Origin of the sequence: Streptomyces carpinensis, from assembly GCF_002154505.1 — a bacterium.
Taxonomy (GTDB): domain Bacteria; phylum Actinomycetota; class Actinomycetes; order Streptomycetales; family Streptomycetaceae; genus Streptomyces; species Streptomyces carpinensis.
Genome location: NZ_MUBM01000564.1, coordinates 211 through 6503, shown reverse-complemented (window position 1 = coordinate 6503; position 6293 = coordinate 211). Strand labels below are relative to the sequence as shown.

Genomic DNA, 6293 nt, shown 5'->3' with positions numbered 1-6293 from the left:
CACCGCGGGCGAGGAGCGGGCCGAGGGCGGGGGAGCGGGGGAGGACGACGGGAGCGACCTCGGGGGAATCCGTGCCGGTCACCGCTTCTATGCCCCCAGCAGGCTCTGGCCGCAGACGCGGACGACCTGGCCGTTGACCGCGCCGGAGGCCGGATGGGCGAGCCAGGCGGTCGTCTCGGCGACGTCGACGGGCAGGCCGCCCTGTGCGAGGGAGTTCATCCTGCGGCCCGCCTCGCGGATGAACAGGGGGATCGCGGCGGTCATCCTCGTCTCGATGAACCCGGGTGCGACCGCGTTCACCGTGACCCCGTGGTCGTCCAGGGCCCGGGGCGCCAGGCAGCGGACCAGGCCGGCGATCCCGGCCTTGCTGGNNCGCGGTGGCCACGATCCGGCCGCCGGGCCGCAGGGAGCCGGCCGCCAGCAGCGCGTCGGTGGTGCGCAGCACGCTCGCGAGGTTGACCTCCAGCACCGAACGCCAGCGTTCGGCGGGCATGTTGACCAGTCGCCGGTCGCGGGTGATGCCCGCGTTGTGGATGAGCACGTCCAGCCCGTCGGGCAGCGCGGCGGCGATCCGTTCCCCGGCGTCGGCGGCCGTGATGTCGAGGGTGAGGGCGGTGCCGCCGAGGCGTGCGGCGACCCTGCGGGCGTCCTCCTCGGCGGCCGGCACGTCCAGGACGACGACATGCGCGCCGTCCCGTGCGAGGGTCTCGGCGACCGCCTCCCCGATGCCGCGGGCGGCGCCGGTGACCAGGGCGGTGCGTCCGGTGAGGGGGCGCTCCCAGTCGTCGGGGGACGTGGGCTCCCGGGTGCCGAGGTGGATCATCTGGCCGCTGACGTAGGCCGACTTCGGGGAGAGGAGGAAGCGGAGGGTGGACTCGGCGGCGGCCGCGTCGGTGAGCCGAAGCAGGTTGACGGTCCTGCCCCGGCCGATCTCCTTGCCCAGCGAGCGCGTGAGTCCCTCCAGGGCCTGCTGGGCGGCGGCCTGGTGGTGGTCGGCGGCATCGAGCGGGGCGCCCAGCACGACCACACGGCCGCTCGGGGCGACGGACCGCACCACGGGGTGGAGGGCGGCGTGCACCTCGCCGAGCCCGTCGACGTCGCGGACGCCGGTGGCGTCGAGGACCACGGCGGCGGGGGCGCTCCCGCCCGGGGTGAGGCCCGTACGGGCGAGGACGGGGGCGAGGTCGAGGGTGGACGTCCCGGCGGTCAGCCGAGTCAGCGATCCGTTCAGGAACGGCCGTTCGGGTGACCAGCGGCGCAGCTCGGCGGGCTGGGGCAGGCCCAGGCGCCGGGTGAGGAAACGGCCGGGCGCCGTGCCGGTGAAGCTCAGGTAGCGGTCGGCCATGTGCAACTCCCGCGCGACTCGATCGGAATACCTTACTCTGGAGTAAGGTTACCGGAGGTAAGCGTATGTCACGGGTGAGGAGCCGGTCGAGATGAGCCCCCTTGCACGCCCCCTCGAGCCACCCCGCGCACGCCGGGTCGCCGTGATCGGCGGCGCGCGCATTCCGTTCGCCCGCTCCGACGGCCCGTACGCCACCGCCTCCAACCAGGAGATGCTCACCGCGGCCCTGAACGGCCTCGTCGAGCGGTACGGGCTGACCGGGCCGGGCGCGGTCGGCGAGTTCGTCGCCGGTGCCGTCCTCAAGCACAGCCGTGACTTCAACCTCGCCCGCGAGACCGTCCTCGGCTCCGCCCTGGACCCGCGCACTCCTGTGTACGACGTCCAGCAGGCCTGCGGCACCGGACTGCAGGCGGTCGTCGCCTGCGCCAACAAGATCGCGCTCGGCCAGAGCGAGTCCGCGATCGCGGGCGGCGCCGACACGACGAGCGACGCGCCCCTCGGCGTCAACGACGAACTGCGCCGGATCCTCCTTCAGGCCCGGCGGGCGAGGCCCCCCGGCGGCCGGCTGAAGGCGCTCGCAGGGGTCCGCCCGCGGCACCTCGTACCGGACATCCCGCGCAACGCCGAACCGCGCACCGGCCTTTCCATGGGCGAGCACGCCGCCGTCACCGCGCGCGCCTGGGGCATCACCCGCGAGGCACAGGACGAACTGGCCGCCACCAGTCACCAGCGGCTGGCCGCGGCCTACGAACGCGGCTTCTTCCAGGACCTGGTGGTCCCCTTCCGGGGCCTGGCCCGCGACCAGAACCTGCGCCCCGGCTCCACGGCGGACCGACTCGCCGCGCTGAAGCCGGTGTTCGGCCTGGACCTGCCCGATCCGACCATGACCGCGGGCAATTCGACTCCGCTGACGGACGGTGCGGCGACCGTGCTGCTGGCGTCGGAGGAGTGGGCGCGAGAGCGCGGCCTGGAGCCGTCGGCGTATCTGACGGCGTACGAGACGGCGGCCGTGGACTTCGCGCACGGCGACGTGGCGGGCGGCGAGGACGGCCTGCTCATGGCACCGGCGTACGCCGTCCCGCGCATGCTGGAGCGCGCGGGGCTCGGCATCGAGGACTTCGACCTGGTCGAGATCCACGAGGCGTTCGCCTCCCAGGTGCTGGCGACCCTGGCGGCCTGGGAGCGGCGCGGCCTGGCCCCGGTCGACCGCGCCCGCCTCAACGTCGCGGGATCCTCGCTCGCCACCGGCCACCCCTTCGCCGCCACCGGTGCGCGGATCGTGGCCACCCTGGCCGGGCTGCTCGCCGAGCGCGAGGGCCCCGGACGCGGGCTGATCTCGGTCTGCGCGGCCGGCGGCCAGGGAGTGACGGCCATCCTGGAGCGGCCGTAGAGCCCCTTCCCGATGGCGGCTCCCCTGAAATCGAAGATTGCACAGCCCCGTTCCCGGACCGTCTCCCAACCCGCCCCGAACCCGCACGGACTCCCCACGAGTGCGCCGTACGATCCCGCTTGCAACCGGCGGTAACACCCAAGGCCGCACAGCCGCGCACGCACCACCGGTGAACGACTCGGTTCGCACCGCGCGTATCCCAAGCAGCCGAGCGGTGCGTAGCCGCAGGCCCCAGGAGCTGCCATGCCCATCTCGTACTCGTCGTCTCCGTCGCCGTCCGGCTCCCCCGTGCCGCCGCCCGTTCCTGAGCGCGACTACGACTACGACCCCGACCGCGGCCCGGCGTTCGTCGCCCCGCAGACCCGGCGGCTGAACGGGGAGGTGCGCGAGGCGTACGTGCCGCCGCTGGTGGCGCAGGTGACGCACGGCTCGCTGGCCGACCTGCCGTTCGAGAACGCGTCCGCGGAGCCCGCGCGCTGTGTCCTGAGCCGCCGGGGCGCGGGCGGCCGGTGGAAGCACCTGACGGCGCAGCAGTTCGCCGACCAGGTGCTGGCGGTGGCGAAGGGCCTGATCGCGGAGGGGCTGGTGCCGGGCGACCGGATCGCGGTCATGGCCCGCACGACGTACGAGTGGACGCTGCTCGACTTCGCGGCCTGGGCCGCGGGCCTGGTCACCGTGCCCGTCTATCCCACGTCGTCCCTCTTCCAGACCCGCTGGATCCTTCAGGACTCCGGCGCGGTCGCCCTGGTGACCGAGACGGCCGGGCAGGCCGCGGCCCTCGGCCCGGAGCGCGAGCGCCTCCTCGGCCTGCGCCACATCTGGGTCATCGACAGGGGCGACGTCGACCGACTGGCGGAGTCCGGCGGGACCGTCCCGGACCAGGAGGTCGACGTGCGCCGGGGCGTGCTCGGCCCCGACACGCTGGCGACCCTCGTCTACACCTCGGGCACGACGGGCCGCCCGAAGGGCTGCGCGCTGACCCACGGCAACTTCCTGGCGGAGGTCGACAACGCGATCGAACTCCTCTACCCGGTCTTCAAGAGCAGGACGACGGAGGAGCCCGCGACGCTCCTCTTCCTTCCTCTCTCCCACGTCTTCGGCCGCATGGTGGCGGTCGCCTGTGTCCGCGCCGGGGTACGGCTGGGCCACGCGCCGAGCCTCGCGGCGGACGACCTGCTGGCCGACCTGGCGAGCTTTCGGCCGACGTTCCTGCTGGCCATCCCGTACATGCTGGAGAAGATCTACAACAACGCGCGGGCCACGGCCGAACGCGGTGGCCGGGCGTCCTCCTTCGACCGCGCGGCCGGGGTGGCCCGCCGCTACGGCGAGGCGGTGGAGGCCCGTCAGCACGGCTCGGGCGCCGGACCGAGCCGCGCCCTGAAGACGGCGCGGGCCTTCTACGACCCGCTCGTCTACCGCCGCATCCGAAACGCCCTCGGCGGTCGTCTGCGGCACGTCATCTGCGGCGGCTCCCCCCTGGGCCGCCGTCTGGCCGCCTTCTACGCCGGGGCGGGCATCGAGGTGTACGAGGGGTACGGCCTGACGGAGTCCACGGGCGCGGCGACGGTGACGCCGCCGCACCGGCCCCGCCTCGGAACGGTCGGCTGGCCGCTGCCGGGCACCAGGGTGCGCATCGCCGCGGACGGCGAGGTGCTGCTGAGCGGCGGCCAGGTGTTCCGGGGGTACTGGGACCCGAACGCCGGTGGGGTGGCCCCGGCGACGTACGACGGCTGGTTCCCCACGGGCGACATCGGCCGCCTGGACGACGAGGGTTATCTGACGATCACGGGCCGGAAGAAGGAGATCCTGATCACCGCGGGAGGCAAGAACGTGGCCCCCGCCCCCCTGGAGAACTGGCTCCGCTCCCACCCCCTGATCTCCCAGTGCATGGTGCTGGGCGACGGCCGCCCCTACGTCTCCGCACTGATCACCCTGGACACCGAGGGCATCGTCCACTGGCGCCGGATGAACGGCAAGCACGCGGTGCCGCCGGAACTCCTGACCGACGACCCGGAGCTGACGGCCGTCCTGCAACGGGCCGTCGACGAGGCCAACAAGCTGGTCTCCCGCCCCGAGTCGATCCGCCGTTTCGCCGTGCTGCCCGTCGACTTCACGGAGGAGGCGGGCCATCTGACGCCGTCGATGAAGCTGCGCCGGGAGGCGATCATGCGGGACTTCGCGCGGGCGGTGGAAGGGCTGTACGGGGGGTGAGTGCCGGCGGGGGAAGCACCGGCCGCCCGTGCGTGGGGCGCGGGCCGCGGGCGGCGTACGGGCCCGGCGGGTCCTGTATGGACCCGCACCGACCCGACTGGTCGTGTTGTGCGGCCACCGCTCGCAGCCCGCAGGTCTAAGCGGTCCGAGCGGTGGCCGTCCCCGGCTTGCGGGCGATCAGGAACGCCTGCGGGGCCGACTCCCCGAGCGCCTCGTCCGGTTCCCGCACCGTCCGGGAGTGCGGCGCGAAACCGGCCTCGGTCAGGAGTCCGGTGATCCGTTCCGGCCGGCGCCGCTCGAAGTCCAGCGAGACCGGGTGGCCGAAGGGCTGCTCCAGGCGGAGCGGCTGGTCGCCGACCTGGAAGGCGATCAGCAGATACCCGCCCGGTGCGAGGACGCGGTGGAACTCCGCGAAGAGGGACGGCAGCCGGTCCAGGGGCGTGTGGATCGAGGAGTACCAGGAGAGGGCCCCGGCGAGCGCGCCGTCGGGAACGTCCAGCTCCAGCATCGAGCCCTGCTCGAACCGCAGCCCCGGATTCTCCCGGCGGGCGACGGCGAGCATCGACGCCGACAGGTCCAGGCCGAACACGGCCGTCCCCAGCGCGGCCAGACGTGCCGTGACCCGTCCGGGGCCGCATCCGAGGTCCGCCACCTCACCGCCCTTGCCCACGAGTTCGGTGAAGGCCGTGAGCACCGCGCGGTCCACGGGCTTGGCCACGTCCTGCCCGCGGAAGTGCTCGGCGTAGTCCTCGGCGATGGCGTCGTAGAAGGTGCGGGTGGTGGTGAGGAAGTCCGTCGGGCCGGTGGAGGGCGTCGGGTTGTTCGAGAGCGTCGGGTCGTTCGGGTGCGTCGAGTCCGTCGTCATGCCCGGGGACTCTAGAGGGGCCCACTGACAACGCCTGCCGTGCGCGGGCGCACAGGGGCGCGGACGGGCGGAGGGCAGACGGGCAGGGCGGGCAGACAGGTGGTCGGGGAGGGAGTTTTGCGGACCGCGGGAAAAGAGTTCGCGGAGAATTCACCGAAGCTTCCGGCCGCTACGGGGCCGCCCGCGCACAAAGGCAGGGACCGGGAACCCCGGCACACAAAGGCAGGAGCCCCGTCGCCTGGCCGGCGCGGGGCTCCTTGGGTACTGCACTCAAGATCTGGTACTGCGCGAGATTCGCTCAGACCGGGGTGACGTTCTCCGCCTGCGGGCCCTTCGGGCCCTGGGTGACGTCGAAGGACACCTGCTGGTTCTCTTCGAGGGAGCGGAAACCGGTCGCGTTGATCGCGGAGTAGTGGACGAAGACGTCGGGGCCGCCGCCTTCCTGGGCAATGAAGCCAAAGCCCTTTTCGGCGTTGAACCAC

At 73.4% G+C, this 6293-nt stretch carries 4 protein-coding genes and 1 pseudogene; 2 read left to right on the top strand and 3 right to left on the bottom strand.

The window, feature by feature from the left end; genetic code table 11:
- Window positions 1–87: 87 nt before the first annotated feature.
- Window positions 88–1345, bottom strand: a pseudogene (locus tag BZY54_RS46115) (3-oxoacyl-ACP reductase).
- 91 nt (window positions 1346–1436) lie between these two features.
- Between BZY54_RS46115 and BZY54_RS46110 the strand changes: the two are divergent.
- Both BZY54_RS46110 and BZY54_RS46105 read left to right on the top strand, forming a co-directional pair.
- Window positions 1437–2735, top strand: coding sequence for an acetyl-CoA C-acetyltransferase (locus BZY54_RS46110; RefSeq protein WP_086731305.1), 1299 nt, complete (start codon window positions 1437–1439; stop codon window positions 2733–2735).
- Between the two features lie 243 nt (window positions 2736–2978).
- Window positions 2979–4946: an AMP-dependent synthetase/ligase gene (locus BZY54_RS46105; RefSeq protein ID WP_086731304.1), complete on the top strand. Its 1968-nt coding sequence runs from the start codon at window positions 2979–2981 to the stop codon at window positions 4944–4946.
- A gap of 136 nt (window positions 4947–5082) precedes the next feature.
- On the opposite strand, the gene BZY54_RS46100 is transcribed toward BZY54_RS46105, so the two are convergent.
- Complete coding sequence (locus BZY54_RS46100) at window positions 5083–5811, bottom strand: class I SAM-dependent DNA methyltransferase (protein ID WP_086731303.1); 729 nt, start codon at window positions 5809–5811, stop codon at window positions 5083–5085.
- A 298-nt stretch (window positions 5812–6109) separates the two neighbouring features.
- On the bottom strand, window positions 6110–6293 hold a 184-nt coding region (locus BZY54_RS46095), incomplete at its 5' end, for a cold-shock protein (protein ID WP_086731306.1).